Origin of the sequence: Nocardioides sp. ChNu-153, from assembly GCF_030466625.1 — a bacterium.
GTDB lineage: Bacteria > Actinomycetota > Actinomycetes > Propionibacteriales > Nocardioidaceae > Nocardioides.
The window spans coordinates 485240-500346 of record NZ_JADEVT010000001.1; the positions used below are offsets into that span (position 1 = coordinate 485240).

Annotated in this window: 17 protein-coding genes; 9 read left to right on the plus strand and 8 right to left on the minus strand. The window is 75.1% G+C overall.

Features of this window, described 5'->3' with window-relative positions; all coding sequences use genetic code 11:
• Nucleotides 1-16: 16 nt before the first annotated feature.
• Nucleotides 17-694 carry a response regulator transcription factor gene (locus INN71_RS02380; RefSeq protein ID WP_163774485.1) on the minus strand — a complete coding sequence of 226 codons (678 nt, stop codon included), beginning with the start codon at nt 692-694 and terminating at the stop codon, nt 17-19.
• Entirely contained in the window at nt 691-1905 is a 1215-nt protein-coding gene (locus INN71_RS02385) for a cell wall metabolism sensor histidine kinase WalK (RefSeq protein WP_277500240.1), read from the minus strand. Before INN71_RS02385 ends, INN71_RS02380 begins: the two co-directional genes overlap by 4 nt.
• A gap of 132 nt (nt 1906-2037) precedes the next feature.
• Here INN71_RS02385 and phoU point away from each other — a divergent pair, with 132 nt between their 5' ends.
• On the plus strand, nt 2038-2700 hold the full coding sequence (gene phoU, locus INN71_RS02390; protein ID WP_277500242.1) for a phosphate signaling complex protein PhoU: 663 nt from the start codon (nt 2038-2040) through the stop codon (nt 2698-2700).
• A 90-nt stretch (nt 2701-2790) separates the two neighbouring features.
• On the opposite strand, the gene INN71_RS02395 is transcribed toward phoU, so the two are convergent.
• The 3 genes from INN71_RS02395 to INN71_RS02405 form a co-directional block, all read right to left on the minus strand.
• Nucleotides 2791-3534, minus strand: a complete 744-nt coding sequence (locus INN71_RS02395; protein WP_277500243.1) for a phosphoglyceromutase — start codon at nt 3532-3534, stop codon at nt 2791-2793.
• A 5-nt stretch (nt 3535-3539) separates the two neighbouring features.
• Nucleotides 3540-4247, minus strand: a complete 708-nt coding sequence (locus INN71_RS02400; protein WP_277500244.1) for a hypothetical protein — start codon at nt 4245-4247, stop codon at nt 3540-3542.
• A gap of 98 nt (nt 4248-4345) precedes the next feature.
• Nucleotides 4346-5179: a UbiA family prenyltransferase gene (locus INN71_RS02405; protein ID WP_277500245.1), complete on the minus strand. Its 834-nt coding sequence runs from the start codon at nt 5177-5179 to the stop codon at nt 4346-4348.
• 190 nt (nt 5180-5369) lie between these two features.
• On the opposite strand from INN71_RS02405, the gene INN71_RS02410 reads away from it, so the two are divergent.
• The 4 genes from INN71_RS02410 (at nt 5370) to INN71_RS02425 (ending at nt 7835) form a co-directional block, all read left to right on the plus strand.
• Nucleotides 5370-5855, plus strand: coding sequence for a CarD family transcriptional regulator (locus INN71_RS02410; protein ID WP_277500246.1), 486 nt, complete (start codon nt 5370-5372; stop codon nt 5853-5855).
• Nucleotides 5856-5987: 132 nt separating this feature from the next.
• A complete protein-coding gene (locus INN71_RS02415) occupies nt 5988-6698 on the plus strand; it encodes a glycosyltransferase family 4 protein (RefSeq protein WP_277500247.1) in 711 nt (236 codons plus the stop codon).
• On the plus strand, nt 6698-7246 hold the full coding sequence (locus tag INN71_RS02420) for a glycosyltransferase (protein ID WP_277500256.1): 549 nt from the start codon (nt 6698-6700) through the stop codon (nt 7244-7246). Before INN71_RS02415 ends, INN71_RS02420 begins: the two co-directional genes overlap by 1 nt.
• Nucleotides 7247-7256: 10 nt before the next feature.
• Nucleotides 7257-7835: a 2-C-methyl-D-erythritol 4-phosphate cytidylyltransferase gene (locus tag INN71_RS02425; protein ID WP_277500248.1), complete on the plus strand. Its 579-nt coding sequence runs from the start codon at nt 7257-7259 to the stop codon at nt 7833-7835.
• On the opposite strand, the gene INN71_RS02430 is transcribed toward INN71_RS02425, so the two are convergent.
• Complete coding sequence (locus INN71_RS02430; protein WP_277500249.1) at nt 7822-8556, minus strand: 2-C-methyl-D-erythritol 4-phosphate cytidylyltransferase; 735 nt, start codon at nt 8554-8556, stop codon at nt 7822-7824. The genes INN71_RS02425 and INN71_RS02430 overlap by 14 nt on opposite strands.
• 150 nt (nt 8557-8706) lie before the next feature.
• Here INN71_RS02430 and nirD point away from each other — a divergent pair, with 150 nt between their 5' ends.
• Nucleotides 8707-9060 carry a nitrite reductase small subunit NirD gene (gene nirD, locus INN71_RS02435; RefSeq protein ID WP_277500251.1) on the plus strand — a complete coding sequence of 118 codons (354 nt, stop codon included), beginning with the start codon at nt 8707-8709 and terminating at the stop codon, nt 9058-9060.
• Between the two features lie 44 nt (nt 9061-9104).
• Complete coding sequence (locus tag INN71_RS02440) at nt 9105-9902, plus strand: MerR family transcriptional regulator (protein ID WP_277500253.1); 798 nt, start codon at nt 9105-9107, stop codon at nt 9900-9902.
• On the opposite strand, the gene ispF is transcribed toward INN71_RS02440, so the two are convergent.
• Entirely contained in the window at nt 9899-10384 is a 486-nt protein-coding gene (gene ispF, locus INN71_RS02445) for a 2-C-methyl-D-erythritol 2,4-cyclodiphosphate synthase (protein ID WP_277500257.1), read from the minus strand. The genes INN71_RS02440 and ispF overlap by 4 nt on opposite strands.
• 125 nt (nt 10385-10509) lie before the next feature.
• On the opposite strand from ispF, the gene INN71_RS02450 reads away from it, so the two are divergent.
• Nucleotides 10510-12153 (plus strand): molybdopterin-dependent oxidoreductase, encoded by a 1644-nt coding sequence (locus INN71_RS02450; protein ID WP_301799399.1) that lies wholly within the window; start codon nt 10510-10512, stop codon nt 12151-12153.
• Between the two features lie 9 nt (nt 12154-12162).
• Here INN71_RS02450 and INN71_RS02455 read toward each other — a convergent pair whose 3' ends face one another.
• Nucleotides 12163-13524 carry a peptidase C39 family protein gene (locus INN71_RS02455; RefSeq protein WP_277500852.1) on the minus strand — a complete coding sequence of 454 codons (1362 nt, stop codon included), beginning with the start codon at nt 13522-13524 and terminating at the stop codon, nt 12163-12165.
• A gap of 130 nt (nt 13525-13654) precedes the next feature.
• Between INN71_RS02455 and cysS the strand changes: the two genes are divergently transcribed.
• The gene (gene cysS, locus INN71_RS02460; protein ID WP_277500851.1) at nt 13655-15106 is read left to right on the plus strand and encodes a cysteine--tRNA ligase; all 1452 of its coding nucleotides are present in this window, start codon (nt 13655-13657) and stop codon (nt 15104-15106) included.
• The last annotated feature ends 1 nt before the right edge of the window (nt 15107 follow it).

The window sequence follows — 15107 nt, forward strand, 5'->3', positions numbered from 1 at the left end:
GATCCCCCGCCAACCCTCAGAGGTCGAGCTTGTAGCCCAGGCCGCGCACGGTGACGAGGTACTTCGGCTCGCTCGGGTCCGGCTCGAGCTTGGCGCGCAGGCGCTTCACGTGCACGTCGAGCGTCTTGGTGTCGCCGACGTAGTCGGAGCCCCACACGCGGTCGATGAGCTGGCCGCGGGTCAGCACCCGGCCCGGGTTGCGCAGGAACATCTCGAGCAGCTCGAACTCCTTGAGCGGCAGCCGCTGCTCGTTGCCGTCGACCGTGACGACGTGACGCTCCACGTCCATCCGCACCGGCCCGGCCTCCAGCGTGGAGGGCGACAGGTCCGGCTCGGCGCCGCGCCGCAGCACGGCGCGGATGCGGGCCACCAGCTCGCGGGGCGAGTAGGGCTTGGTGACGTAGTCGTCGGCGCCCAGCTCGAGGCCGACCACCTTGTCGACCTCGTCGTCCTTCGCGCTGACCATGATGACCGGCACGCTCGAGGTCTGCCGGATCTGGCGGCACACCTCGGTCCCGGGGATGCCGGGGAGCATGAGGTCGAGCAGGACGATGTCGGCGCCGTTGCGGTCGAACTCGGTCAGGGCCGTGTTGCCGTCGGCGGCGATGGCCACCTCGAAGCCTTCCTTGCGGAGCATGTAGGCGAGCGCGTCGCTGTAGCTCTCTTCGTCCTCGACGACGAGTACCCGCGTCACGGGCGTTCCTCCTGGTGGGTGGGGCGGAGCTCGGAGCTGGACACGAGGTCCCGGGGGTCCTCGGGCACGACGAGGTCGTCGTGGTGGGGGGAGTGGTCCAGGCTGCGGGGCAGCCGGAGCCGGAAGGTCGAACCCTGGCCCTCGACGGACCAGACGCGCACATCGCCGCCGTGCGTGGCGGCGATGTGCTTGACGATGGACAGGCCGAGGCCGGTGCCGCCCGTCGAGCGGTGGCGCGCCGGGTCGACGCGGTAGAAGCGCTCGAAGATGCGGTCGATGTCGCTGGCCGGGATGCCGATGCCCTGGTCGGAGACCGCGATCTCGACGTCGTCGTCGCACGCCTTCGCGGTGATCGCCACCGTCGAGCCGGCGGGGCTGTAGGTCACCGCGTTCGCGACGAGGTTGCCGACCGCGATGAGGATCTGCTCGCGGTCGCCGAGCACCACGAGGTCGGGCTCGGCCGAGAAGGCCACCGTGACGTCGCGCGTCTGCGCGTCGATCGTGTTCGTGTCGACGGCGGCCTCGACGACCTGGGCGACGTCGACCGGCGCGGCGTGCTCCAGCGGGTCGTCGCCCTGCAGGCGGGAGAGCTCGATGATCTGCTGGACGAGCACGGAGAGCCGCTCGCTCTCCTTGATCATCCGCAGCGCGAAGCGCTCGACCGCCTCGGGGTCCTCCGACGCCTCGACGGCTGCGTCGGCCAGCAGGCGGATGGCGCCGACGGGGGTCTTGAGCTCGTGGCTGACGTTCGCGACGAAGTCGCGGCGCACCGCCTCCACGCGGTGCTCGCGGGTGCGGTCCTCGACCAGGCCGAGCACGAGGCGCGAGCCGAGCGGCGCCACCCGGGCCACGATCGTGCGCGTCGGGTAGCCCGGGCGCGCCATCGTGATCTCCTGCTCGCGGATCTGCCCGTCGCGGCGCACGTCGCGCACCATCTCGGCCAGGCGCGGGTCCACGACCTCGCGGCCACGCACGATGCCCAGCGCGTACGTCGGGGCGGAGGCCTTGAGCACGACGTCGTCGTCGTCGACCACCAGGCCGCTGCTGCGCAGCACGGACAGGACGTCGGCGACGCCGGCGGGCAGGGCGGGCTCGGCGGCGGGCGGGGCGGAGCGCTGCAACCGGTCGCTGATGTGCCAGGCCATCACGGCCGACCCGGCCACGAGGGCGCCCAGGAGGGCAGCCACGAGTGCCTGGGTCGACGGGTCCACGCGGCGATCGTACGCATCCTCCACCCGTGCCCCCTCCGCCGTGGACCCCTGCGAGGGGATGTTCACCGCCCGTTCACGCATCGATCGCCGCAGCGGTCGGCGGCCCCGCGGGGCACGTCGTACCGTCGGGGCATGCGCGTCATCTTCCACGAGAAGCTCGACTCCCTCTTCGACGACCTGGCCACGATGGCCGGCCTGATCCGTCACGCGGTCGCCGACGCCACGGAGGCGCTGCTCTCGGGCGACGCCGAGATCGCCGAGCGCGTCATCTCCGCCGACAAGGAGATCGACGACCTCCGCGAGCGCACCGAGGAGAACGCGTTCGCGCTGCTCTCCCTCGAGGCCCCGGTCGCGGGCGACCTGCGCGTCGTCGTCGCCGCGCTGCGGATGGTCACCGAGCTGGAGCGCATGGGCGACCTCTCGGTGCACGTCGCGAAGATCGCCCGCCTGCGCGTGCCGGAGCTCGCGGTCCCGGAGCCGGTGCGGCCCACGCTCGAGCGCATGGCGAAGGTCGCCGAGACCATGACGGCGCGCGTCGAGACGATCATCGCGAACCGGGACGCCGAGTCGGCCGCCGACCTGCGCCTCATCGACGACGAGATGGACCAGCTGCGGCGCGCGACCTTCACGGCGATGCTCGGCGACGACTGGCCGCACGGCGTCGAGGCCGCCGTCGACCTGGCCCTGCTGGGCCGCTACTACGAGCGGATCGCCGACCACGCCGTCTCCGTCGCGAACCGCGTCGTCTTCGTCGTCACGGGCGAGAACCCGTCGGCGCACCAGGTCGCCCGCTGACCCACCGACGACGAAGGGCCCGGAGTGATCTCCGGGCCCTTCGTGCGTGGGGTGGCCGTCGTGACGGCGTCACGGGGGGTACGGCGGGACTCAGCGCCCCTGGTTGGCGACGGCCGCCGCGGCCGCGGCGGCGGCCTCGGGGTCGAGGTACTCCCCGCCGCGCACCGTCGGCGTCATCGACGCGTCGAGGCGGTAGACCAGCGGCATGCCCGTCGGGATGTTGAGCCCGGCGATCTCGTCGTCACCGATCTGGTCCAGGTGCTTGACGAGGGCGCGCAGGCTGTTGCCGTGCGCGGCGACGAGCACCGTGCGGTCGGCCTGCAGGTCCGGGACGATCTCCGACTCCCAGTACGGCAGGAACCGCTCGATGACGTCCTTCAGGCACTCGGTGCGGGGCAGCTCGTCACCGAGGTCGGCGTAGCGGGGGTCGCCGGCCTGCGAGAACTCGTCGTCGTCGGCCAGGGGCGGGGGCGGCACGTCGAACGAGCGGCGCCAGAGCATGAACTGCTCCTCGCCGAACTCCTCGAGCGTCTGCTTCTTGTCCTTGCCCTGGAGGGCGCCGTAGTGGCGCTCGTTGAGGCGCCACGAGCGCTTCACGGGGATCCAGTGGCGGTCGGCGGCGTCGAGCGCGAGCGCGGCCGTGTTGATGGCGCGGCGCTGCAGCGAGGTGTGCACGACGTCGGGGAGCAGGCCCGCCTCGCGGATGAGCTCGCCGCCCCGGACGGCCTCGGCGCGACCCTGCTCGGTCAGCGCCACGTCCACCCAGCCGGTGAAGAGGTTCTTGGCGTTCCACTCGCTCTGGCCGTGGCGCAGGAGCACGAGGGTGTGCGTCATGGCGCTCAGCCCTCCGAGCCGTCGTCGGTCGCGGACGTGGTGGGCTCGCCCGAGGTCGTCGGGGCGACCGTCGCGGCCTCCCCGGCGACGCCGTCGGCCGAGCGGTCGAGACCGGCCCAGGGGTTCTCCGCGCCGTCGTGCGCCTCCTCGTGCTCCTCCCCGTCGCCGCTCTCGTGCCCGTCGCGGCGGGGCTCGGTGGTGAGCTCGTCGTCGTCGGGGACGACGGGCACCCACATGGTGCGGGCGTCCTCGCCCTCGCCGACCTCGAACGGGATGGAGGCACCGGCGTCGACGTCGTCGCCGGACACGGTGATGGGCTCCATGGTCTCGTCGGCGAGGTTGACCGCCTCGTTGCCCGAGAGCTCGAACGGCTCGTAGCCGACCAGCTCGACGCCCTCGGTGGCCTCGATCTGCGGGGTCGTCATGGTGTCGCGCGAGGTGTTGAGGAAGGTGGCGACCAGGGTGCCCCGGCCGTCCTCCGCGGACACGATCACCATGCCGTTGACCTGCACGAGCGCGTCGAGGGAGGACACGCGGTAGTTCGCCCCGTGGTTCGGCACGTAGGGCCGGTCCGTCTCGACGTCGAAGCCGGTCAGCTTCGAGCAGCCGGTCAGCGCGGGGGCCGCCAGCAGGGCCCCGGCCAGCACGGCGCCGGCGGTGCGGCGCCTGCGGGCGCGGGAGGCGGCGGAGGTGCGTGCGGGGGTGCGCGACATCGTGTCTACCTTCGACGGTCGGTGGGCGGGACCTGCGCCGCGCCGGGGCGTGGCGGACGACAGCCTAGCGTCCGGCCCGGGGCCGGGGACGCGTGCCCTCAGGCGGTCAGCCCGACGGTGGCCCCGGCGACGAGGAGCCCGACCACGACCAGGCCGGTCGCCACCCCGGAGAGCAGCAGCAGCCGCGAGGCGCCCGTCCGCAGGGCGACCCGGAGGGGGAGGTGGCGGCGGCCGTCGCGGTTGTCCTGCACCAGCCCGGGCAGGGCCCGCAGGAAGTGCACGCACACGCCGAGGAGCGCCGCCAGCGCGACGACGACGAGGTGCGGCGGCTCGCCCTCGTGGCGCCCGCCGAACCCGCCGTACGAGAGGAAGACCGGGTAGAGGCCGAAGGAGACGGCCCACGGCAGCCACGACAGCACGCTGCCCCGCAGCACGAGGTTGCCCAGCAGGGCGACCACGAGGCTGCCGACGTACGCAGCGGCGGCCACCAGACCGTTCGCCACGGACAGGGGCACGAGGGCCAGCACCGCCGCCGCGACGGCGAACCACACGGTCCCCGCGTCGAGGCGCCCGTCGGCCACCGGCTTGCCGGCCCGTCCCGCGTCGCGGTCCGCCTCGGCGTCCACGACGTCGTTGTGCCACCCCAGCACGGCCTGGCCGATCGCCACCGTCAGCCCGACGAGCGCGACCTCCTCCACGGGACGCCCGGCGACGAACGCGGCCAGGGCCACGGCGGCGGCGGTGAGCACCAGCTGGCGGGGGTGGGCGGCGACGACGAGGGCCAGGGCGTTGCGGACGGCGCCGGGCACGGGGATGCGTCGGCGGGCGCGCGCGGGAGCGGCGTCCGAGGGGCTCGTCGAGGTCGGCGAGGGGGACGAGGACGGCGACGCCGCGGACGTCGTCGTCCCGCTGCTCGTGGTCGGGGCGGCCATGGAGGGGAGTATCGGTCACGACGGGCCGCCCGGGGAGGTCTTGCGCGCAGATCGCGTCCACCGCGGGCGTGCGCACCACAGCGGATCCTGTCTTGTCAACCCCTTGCGAGGCGCTGACCTGCACAAACGTCCCTGAGAGGGAGATGAGAGCCGTGTTAGACTCGACCCCCTAGGAAGGGGAACCTGACATATGACTTTCACCGTCGGCGAAACGGTCGTCTATCCCAATCACGGGGCCGCAGTCATCGAGGACATCGAGATGCGGAAGATCAAGGGAGAGGACCGGCAGTACCTGGTGCTGCGGATCGTGGCCCAGCAGGACCTGGTGGTGAGGGTGCCGGCGTGCAACCTCGACCTCGTCGGAGTGCGCGACGTCGTGGACAAGGCCGGCCTGGACCGGGTGTTCGACATCCTCCGCGCCGAGCAGGTGGAGGAGCCGACCAACTGGTCGCGCCGCTACAAGGCCAACCTGGAGAAGCTGCACAGCGGCGACGTGAACAAGGTGGCCGAGGTCGTCCGCGACCTGTGGCGCCGTGAGCGCGACCGCGGTCTGTCGGCCGGCGAGAAGCGCATGCTGGCGAAGGCGCGCCAGATCCTCGTGTCCGAGCTCGCGCTCGCGGAGAGCACGAACGAGGACAAGGCCGAGTCGATCCTGGACGACGTGCTCGCCTCCTGAGCACCACCACTGCACCACCACTTCCGTCGAGGGCCCCCGGGGTGATGACCCCGGGGGCCCTCGTCGTCCCGGTGCCCGGGTCGTCCCGCCTGAACGACCCCCGTGCCGGGTAACGGCACGGGAGGAGGTCGCATGACGCACGACACGCCCACGTTCCCGGGGACCCACCCCGGCGCCCGCCCGCAGCCCCGTCCGGAGGTACGGCGGGAGCCCCGCCCCGACCCGGCCCGGGGACGCCGGGTGCTCCGTGCCCCCCACCGCCCGCCCGCGTCCTCCGTCCCGCCCGCGACGTGCCTCTACACGCCCTCGGCGGACCCCTCCGGGATGGGTCAGCACATGCTCGACCTCGCCGCCTGCCTCTTGGAGCGGGGCACCGACGTCACCCTCATGGCGTGGCCCACCGACCCGGGCCGGCGCCTCCTCGAGCGCGCGGCGGCCGCGGGCGCCGTACCCGTCGCCCTGCCCCACCCCCGCGACCCGGGCTTCGCCGCCGCGATCGCCACCCACCTGCGCCGGCGCCACGTCGCCGTGTTCCACGCCCACGTCGGGACGGGCCGGGAGAACTTCGACGGCGCCCGCGCGGCCCGGGCGGCCGGCGTGCCGGCCGTGGTGCAGACCCTGCACCTGCCGTGGATGCTCTCGGAGCGACGCAAGCGCGACCCGTTCTTCGCCGCGATCGCGGACGTCGACCACCTCGTGACCGTGTCCGAGGCGCAGCGGGCGACGTACCTGCGGATCGGTGTGCCGCCCGGGATGCTGAGCACCGTGCCCAACGGCGTGCGGCCCCGGGGCGGGCCGCCGCCCGCCGCGCCCTCGGGCTCGACGCGCACCAGCCGGTCGTGATGGCGGTGGGGCGGCTGACCGTGATGAAGGGGCAGCGCTACCTCGTCGACGCCCTGCCCCACCTCCTCGCGCAGTGGCCCGACCTGGCCGTCGTCGTGGTCGGCTCCGGCCACCTCGAGGCGGCCCTGCGCACCCAGGCCGAGACGCTCGGCGTCGCGCACGCCCTGCATCTCGTCGGCCACCGGTCCGACGCCCGCGACCTGCTCGACGCCGCGGACGTCTTCGCGTTGCCCTCGCTGCACGAGGGGATGCCGCTGGCCGCCATGGAGGCGATGGACGCCGGTCTCCCCGTGGTCGGCACCTCGGTGGTCGGCACCGCCGAGATCGTCGAGCCGGGTCGCACCGGCGAGCTCGTGCGCCCCCGCGACGCCGTGGCCCTCGCCGGGGCGATCGCCGGTCTGCTGCGCGACCCCGCCCGCCGGGCCGCGCAGGGTGCGGAGGGACGGCGCCGCTTCGCGGAGCGCTTCACCGCCGACGAGATGACGGCCCGCACGACGGAGGTCTACCGCTCGGTGCTGCGCGCCGTCGGCGCCGACGTCGCGGGCTAGGTTGGCGAGCGTGACCCAGGACAGCGAGCAGCCGGCGTACCCCGAGGTGGAGGGGCCCGTCTGGGGTGCCGTCGTGGAGGAGGGGCGCGGCGCGCTGCCGTTCGCGCTCGTCCACGGCGAGTCGCTCGTCGCGTGCGCCTCGTGGGCCCTCGGCGCGGCGGAGGTCGAGGCCGTCGCCCTCGGCACGCCGTGGGCCGTCGTGCAGGAGGCCGAGGTGCCGTTCGTGCTCCACGACGCGCTGTGCCCGCTCCTCGACGCCGGGGTGATCCTGGAGTGCGTGCGCCGGGCCGTCGCCGAGGACGTGGTCGTCGTCGGGGTGCGCCCGGTGACCGACACCGTGAAGCTGGAGCGCGGCGGCGTGCTCGGCGGCACCGTCGACCGCGACCACCTCGCCGCGGTGGCCTCGCCCGTCGTGCTGCCTGCCGGCGTCGTGGCCGACCTGGAGCGCCTGCCGTCGACCGACTTCGCGGCGCTGACGACCGTGCTGCAGGCGCGCTACCCCGTCGTGCTGGTCGAGGTGCCCGCCAGCGGGGCCCGCGTGTCGTCGGTCGCCGACCTCGCCGTGCTCGAGGCGCTCACGGCCGGATGAGGTGCTCGGCGACGCGCACGTCGCCGGGCCAGGTCACCTTGAGGTTGGTGGCGTCCGAGGGGACCGCCACGACCTCCACGTCCGGCCCACCGTGACCGGGTCGCCCCGCCCAGGCCGCGACGCACGAGGCCGTGTCGGTGCCGGTGAAGCCCGTCTCCTCCGCCCAGCGGTGCGCCGCGAGCAGCACGTCGGCGCGGAACGCCTGCGGGGTCTGCACCGCCACGGTCCGGGATCCGCGCCCCGCGCCCGGCACCGGGCCGCCGTCGCGGCGCACGAGGCCCGTGACGGGGTACGCCGGGACCGCGCCGCCGTGCTCCCGGGCCGCGGCGAGCACGGCGTCGTACAGAACCGGGGCGGCGAGCGGACGGGCCGCGTCGTGCAGCGCGACGACGTCGATGCTCCCGTCGTCCACCTCCGCCTCGAGCGCCCGCAGGGCGGCGCGCTCGGAGGCGTGCCGCGTCGCCCCGCCCACCGTCACCCGCACCTCGCGGTCGGCGTGGTCCGGGTGCTCGAGGAGCACGGGCGCCACGGCGTCGGCGACCTCCGCCTCGTCGCCGGGGCGCACCACGACCACGAGGTGGTCGACCTCGCCGACGGCCAGGGCGGAGCGCAGCGCGTGCACCAGCACCGGCGCACCGGCGACGGGCAGCAGCACCTTGTTGACCCCGGCGCCGACACGGGTGCCGGACCCGGCGGCGAGCAGGACGACGGCGGCGCTCACGAGCGCTCCCTCCGGACGGTTGTTTTTCACGGGCGTTACACACCGACACGCGGCGTTGACACGCAGAGCCTAGTTTCCGAGCGACCAGCGAGATCTCGGGCCTCGCGGCGCCTGCCGGCGCAGCGCGGTCCGTCGGAGCGAGGGGGACCGATGGGCGGGGCGCAGGAGTGGCGACCGGTCTGCCGCGTGGCCGAGCTCGAGGTGGAGCGCGGGGCGACCGCGCTCGTGCACGGCCAGGCCATCGCGCTGTTCCGGCTGCCGGACGACCGGGTGTTCGCGCTCGGCAACCACGACCCGTTCGCGCACGCGTCGGTGATGGCACGCGGCATCGTCGGGTCCCGCGACGGCGTGCCGTTCGTCGCCTCACCGGTGCACCGGCGCTCCTTCGACCTGCGCACCGGTCGTTGCTGCGAGGACGAGGGGGTCTCGGTGCCGGCGTACGAGGTGCGGGTCGTCGAGGGCGTCGTCCTGGTCGGCGGACGCCGCCAGGAGGCCGCTGCCTGAGCGTCGTGCCCGCCGGTGGGGACCTCCCTGCGATGATGGCCGCGATGAGTGCGCGCCACGGGGAGATGACGATCGACGAGCTCGCCGCACGGGTCGGGATGACCGTGCGGAACGTCCGCGCGTACGCGACCCGTGGCCTCATGGCCGCACCCCGTCTCGTGGGCCGCAAGGGCTACTACAGCGAGGAGCACGTCGCCCGCCTCGCGCTGGTGCGCGACCTCCTGGACCGCGGCTACACCCTCAACGCCGTCGAGAAGGCCCTGGCGGAGAACCCGCACGTGCCCGAGACCCACGCCCTCGACCTCCTGACGCTGCTCACCCGCCCCGTCGGCGGCACGGTCGAGCCGGAGGAGATCGCGGTCGACGCCCTGGCCGAGCTGGCCGGCATCGAGCACGACGACGACTTCGTCGCGCGCCTCGAGGAGCGCGGCCTGCTGGTGCGGGTCGACCCCGACACCGTGCGCCTCCTGCGGCCCGCGCTCGTGCGCGCCGGCGCCCAGGCCATGCGCCTCGGGCTGGGCAAGGAGCGCGTGCTCGAGCTCTTCGGCCAGTCGCAGGACCTGCTGGGCCGGATGGCGGGGGCGTACGTCGGGGCCTTCCGCGACGACGTGTGGCGCCGCTTCCTCGGCGAGGGCATGCCCGAGGAGAAGTGGCCCGCGCTGGTCGGCAGCATCGAGACGCTGCTGCCGGTCGTCAGCCAGGCCGTGCTCGCGTCGTTCCGCTACGAGCTGGCGCGGGTCATCGAGCAGGCCCTCGCCGAGGAGCTGGGCGCGCTGACCGGCGAGCAGGCCCAGGCCCTCTTCGGCGGTGACGACGGCGCGCTCGGGTCGTTCGGCGCCTAGCCGGCCGGCTGGTCGAGGGGGACGACGAGCGCCGTCGCGACGGCCGCCACGCCCTCGCCGCGCCCGGTGAGCCCCAGCCCGTCCGTCGTCGTCGCCGACAGCGTCACCGGCGCCCCGACCACGGCGCTGAGGACCGCCTCCGCCTCGGCCCGGCGCGCCCCGATCCGGGGGCGGTTGCCGATCACCTGCACGGCGACGTTGCCGACCACGAAGCCGGCGGCGCGCACCCGCCGTACCGTCTCGGCGAGCAGCGCCGTCCCGGCGGCACCCGCCCAGGCCGGCTCGGCCGTGCCGTAGTTCGACCCCAGGTCGCCCAGGCCGGCCGCGGACAGCAGGGCGTCGCAGGCCGCGTGGGCGGCGACGTCGGCGTCGGAGTGGCCCTCGAGGCCCTGCTCCTCGTCCGGGAAGTGCAGGCCCGCCAGGTGCATCGGGGCGCCCGGGGCGAACCGGTGGACGTCGGTGCCGACGCCCACACGGGGCAACGCGGGGGGCAGCGCGGGCGGGAGGGGGTGGGGGGAGGGGTGGGGCTGGCCGTGCACGGGGGCGTCGCCGGATACGGTCACGTCGGGCATCATGCCGGACGGTCGGGGCCGAGAGGAGGACGGGCGTGGAGGAGCGCACCCGCGTCGCGTGGGCCGGTTCCGGCCTCGTCGCGGCCCTCCTCGGGTTCGGCGTCAGCGAGCTCGCCGCCGGCGCGCTCACCCTGCACACCGGACCCCTGCCCGGGGTGCGTGAGGCGGTGCAGCGGCTGCTGCCGGCGGAGTTCGTCGTGCACAACGGCATCGACCTCGTCGCCCTCGCGACCGGCCCGCTGCTCACCCTGCTCGTCGCCCTCGTCGTGGCCGGCCTCGCGCTCGCCTCGGGCCTCGCCGCCGCGCGCGGCTGGCGCCGCCCCGCCGTGGTCGCGGCCGGCGTGGGCGTGGTGGGCGCCGCGCTGACCCTGGTGCGACCCGGCGCCGGGCTCGTGGACCTGCTGCCGGTCGCCGCGGGCGTGCTCGGCTACGGCGCGACGCTGCTCGGCCTGGCGACGGTCCTGCGCCGCCAGGGCGACCCGACGGACAGCGCCCCCGCCGCCGCCCCCGACGGCGCCCCCGACGGCGTCCCCGCCGCCGCCCCCGACGCCGCCCCCGACGGCGCCGCCGTCCCGGGCGGACCGACGGGGCACCGGGTCGCCGCGCTCACCGGGCGGCGCGGTTTCCTCGCGGCGGCGGGCGCGGTCGCGGTGGTCGGCGTCGTCCTGGCCGTCACGGGCGAGGTGGTCGGACGGGGGCGGCGCGCGGTCGAGGAGGGCCGCCGGCTGCTGCGCCTGACGATGGTCACGGAGCCCCGGGTGCCGGCGGGCGCCGGCGTCGGGGTGCTGGGTGTCGTTCCGTGGCAGACGCCGAACGAGGACTTCTACCGCGTCGACTCGGCCATCGTCGTGCCGACCACCCCGGCGGAGGACTGGGCGCTGCGCATCCACGGCGAGGTCGAGCGCGAGGTCGTCGTCGACTTCGCCGAGCTCATCGCCATGACCACCCGGGAGCAGTGGACGACGCTCGTCGGGCTGACGAACGAGGTCGGCGGCACCCGGGTCGGCAACGCCTGGTGGAGCGGCGTGCCCACGAGCGCGCTGCTCGAGCGCGCCGGCGTGCTGCCCGGCGCCGACGCCGTCGTGCAGACGGGCGCCGACGGCTGGCGCTGCGTCACGCCGACCCAGGTGCTCGGCGACCCCGGCCGCTCCGCGCTGCTCGCGTTCGGCATGAACGGCGAGCCGCTGCCGCTGGACCACGGCTTCCCGGTGCGCACCCTCGTCCCGGGGCTGTACGGCGGGGTGGCGGCCTGCAAGTGGGTCGTCGACTGGGAGGTGACGCGGCTCGAGGTGCTCGAGCCCTCGTGGGACGCCGACCGGCCGCTGACGGCGCCCGTGCGGCTGGCGTCGCGCATCGAGGTGCCCAGCGACGGCGCCGAGGTGCCGCCCGGCGTGGTCGACGTGGCCGGCACGGCCTGGGCCCCGCCCGCCGGCGTGGAGGCCGTCGAGGTCGCGGTCGACGGCGGTGACTGGCAGCGGGCGGTGCTGGGCGACGTACGTCTCGACGACGCGTGGGCGCAGTGGCGCGCCGCCGTCGAGCTGGAGGCGGGCAGCCACCGGGTGCACGTGCGCGTGCGGGACCGCCTCGGCGGCGTGCAGGAGGGGGTCGTCGCCGACGACGGGGCCGGCGCGACCGGCCTGCACGAGGTCACCCTCGAGGTCGTCGCGCCCGAGGCGTGACGACCCGGCTCACCAGTTGCGGCGGGTGCCCCGGGGCGGCAGCTGCGTCGCCGCGTCGCGGATGACGTAGACGAGCCCGCCCGAGCGCGGCAGCCAGGCCCGCTCGAACTGCGCCCGCTGGTAGACGCGGCGCACGGACGAGTTGCGCGGCGCCGCCGGGTCGTTGACGACGACGTCGCCCTCGGGCGTGAAGCCGGCGATGACGAGCAGGTGGCCGTTCGTCGCCCCGATGGGGGAGCCGTCCAGCTCGCCGCGGGCGAAGGAGATCGACGCGACCAGCGGGATGCCGTAGGCGATGAACTCCTCGGCCTCGCGGAGGCTGCGGAGGCGGGTCACGAAGGCAGAGGCGACGCGCTGGTTGGCGTAGGCGGTGTTGAACGGCCAGTTGCCACAGCCGCGGTACTCCGCGTCGTAGACCATCCGCGCCGCGTGGTCGACCCACGGGTCGGTGTGGCCGGCGGGCACCCAGGAGTAGGCGCTCGAGGACGGCAGGGCGCGGTAGTAGTGCAGCACCATCGACACCGAGGTGGGGGAGCACCACGCCTCCCCGCCGTTGCCGTACGACGGGTAGTGGCCGCTGTGGATCATCTGCGAGAACTGCGGCACGGGCAGGGTGCGCGCGATCCCCAGCGGGGCGGAGGCGCGCCACGTCGAGGGCAGCCGCGACGTCATCGCGCCGATGGCGGTGACGGTGGGGCTGGCCGTCGTGGCCCCACGCAGCCGGTAGAGGCTCACCCGCAGCTGGAAGCCGCGCAGGCCGGTGGCGCTGTTCGCCCTCCACGTGTCGACCGCCATGGAGGCCATGTCGTCGCTCTGGCTGGTGAAGGAGGTGCGCCGCACCTTGGAGTCGCCGGTGGCCCAGCGGGCGAGCGTGTCCCAGCTCGACAGGCGGCCCGACGCGTCGCGACCGCGCACCTCGACGAGCACGAAGCTGTCGCCGGGCGTCTCGGCCTTCCAGGAGGGCACGAGCTCGGTGAAGCCGAAGGACTCGGTGATCCACGGGGAGTGCCAGGCGCCGCCGACGTACGCGCGGCCGTTGAGCGTCGTGGTGAGGCGGGGGCTCGCGGCCAGCGCGAGGCGGCCCGCGGAGTCGATGACGACCCGGTCCAGGGCGCCCTGCCGCAGGAGGCGGGGGCCCTCCCAGTTGCGGTACATCACGAGGCGGTCGCCCGCGGCGGCCTCGGCCGGCGAGGCCGTGCCGACCAGGGTCGCGGCGGCCGCGCCGCCGGCCACCACGGCGGGCGCGCGCAGCAGGGTGCGGCGGTGCAGGGCGGCGGCGGGGGTCGACGCGGCGGTCGGCGCGGGGGCCGACGCAGGGGTCGACGCAGGGGTCGACGCGGGAGAGGCCGGGGAGGAGGTGGGCTGGTCCACCGCTCGAGGGTACGACGGCCCCGCCGTCGTGTCAGCCGATACGCATGAGGTCGTCGTGACGCGTGGGGCCCGTGGGGTCGCGCGTGGCGCGGAGTCGGCGCAGCCCCGCGTCGCACCTAGAATCGTGCGGGTGACGCTGAGGCTGTACGACACCGCTGCCCGCGAGGTCCGTGACTTCGTGCCCCTGGTCGAGGGTCGCGTCGGTGTCTACGTGTGCGGGCTGACCGTGCAGTCCGAGCCCCACGTGGGCCACGTGCGCTCCGGGGTGAACTTCGACGTCCTGCGCCGCTGGCTCACCGCACGCGGCCTCGAGGTGACGTTCATCCGCAACGTGACCGACGTCGACGACAAGATCCTGGCCAAGGCGCAGGCCGCCGGTCGACCCTGGTACGCGCACGCCCAGGCGATGCACCGCGAGCTGAGCGCCGCGTACGCCGCCCTCAACGTCGCGCCCCCGACGTACGAGCCGGCGGCCACGGGCCACGTGCCCGAGATGCTCGAGCTCATCGCGCTGCTGGTCGAGCGCGGCCACGCCTACGCCGCCGACGACGGCTCCGGTGACGTCTACTTCGACGTCCGCTCCTGGCCGGCGTACGGCGAGCTGACCCGCCAGCGCGTCGACGACATGGAGGCGGCGGCCGACGCGGACCCGCGCGGCAAGCGCGACCCCCGCGACTTCGCGCTCTGGAAGGGCCACAAGCCCGACGAGCCCGCCACCGCGTCGTGGCCCTCGCCGTGGGGACGCGGCCGCCCGGGGTGGCACGTCGAGTGCTCGGCGATGGCCGGCAAGTACCTCGGCGAGGCCTTCGACATCCACGGCGGCGGCTTCGACCTGCGCTTCCCCCACCACGAGAACGAGCAGGCCCAGTCGCGCGCGGCGGGGCACCCGTTCGCGTCGTACTGGATGCACAACGCGTGGATCACCACCGCCGGCGAGAAGATGAGCAAGTCGCTGGGCAACACGCTGTCGATCCCCGCGATCCTCGAGCGCTTCCGCGGCATCGACCTGCGCTACTACCTCGTGGCCGCGCACTACCGCTCGCACGTCGAGTTCAGCTTCGAGGCGCTCGCGGAGGCCGCCGCCGGGTTCGGCCGGGTCGAGGGCTTCCTCGAGCGCGCCGCGGCGGTCGGGTCGACCGACCCGGGCCAGGACCTGCTGGCCGCGCTGCCCGCGGCGTTCACGGCGGCGATGGACGACGACCTCGGCACCTCGACGGCCGTGGGTGTGCTCCACGACGTCGTGCGCGAGGGCAACCGGGCGCTGGCCGACGGGGACCGCGACGCGGCCCTGCGCCACGCCGTCGCCGTGCGGGCGATGCTGGGCGTCCTGGGGCTCGATCCCGCCGACGACGTGTGGCCGCGCGCCGCGGCCGACGCCGGGCTGACGAGCGCGCTGGACGTGCTTGTCGGCGCCCTGCTCGAGCAGCGTGCCGCCGCCCGTGCGGCGAAGGACTTCGCCACGGCGGACGCGATCCGCGACCGGATCGCCGCCGCCGGCATCGAGGTCACCGACAGGCCGGACGGCGCCACGTGGGCGCTCGCGGCAAGCACCGACAGCACGACCGACGGCCGGGAGGGCTGAC

Excerpts from the sequence above, each read along its gene's own strand:
- phoU (WP_277500242.1), top strand. The coding sequence starts at position 2,038 with ATGCGCGTCATCTTCCACGAGAAGCTCGACTCCCTCTTCGACGACCTG.
- INN71_RS02395 (WP_277500243.1), bottom strand. The coding sequence starts at position 3,534 with ATGACGCACACCCTCGTGCTCCTGCGCCACGGCCAGAGCGAGTGGAAC.
- INN71_RS02400 (WP_277500244.1), bottom strand. The coding sequence starts at position 4,247 with ATGTCGCGCACCCCCGCACGCACCTCCGCCGCCTCCCGCGCCCGCAGG.
- INN71_RS02405 (WP_277500245.1), bottom strand. The coding sequence starts at position 5,179 with ATGGCCGCCCCGACCACGAGCAGCGGGACGACGACGTCCGCGGCGTCG.
- INN71_RS02410 (WP_277500246.1), top strand. The coding sequence starts at position 5,370 with ATGACTTTCACCGTCGGCGAAACGGTCGTCTATCCCAATCACGGGGCC.
- INN71_RS02415 (WP_277500247.1), top strand. The coding sequence starts at position 5,988 with ATGACGCACGACACGCCCACGTTCCCGGGGACCCACCCCGGCGCCCGC.
- INN71_RS02420 (WP_277500256.1), top strand. The coding sequence starts at position 6,698 with ATGGCGGTGGGGCGGCTGACCGTGATGAAGGGGCAGCGCTACCTCGTC.
- nirD (WP_277500251.1), top strand. The coding sequence starts at position 8,707 with ATGGGCGGGGCGCAGGAGTGGCGACCGGTCTGCCGCGTGGCCGAGCTC.
- INN71_RS02440 (WP_277500253.1), top strand. The coding sequence starts at position 9,105 with ATGAGTGCGCGCCACGGGGAGATGACGATCGACGAGCTCGCCGCACGG.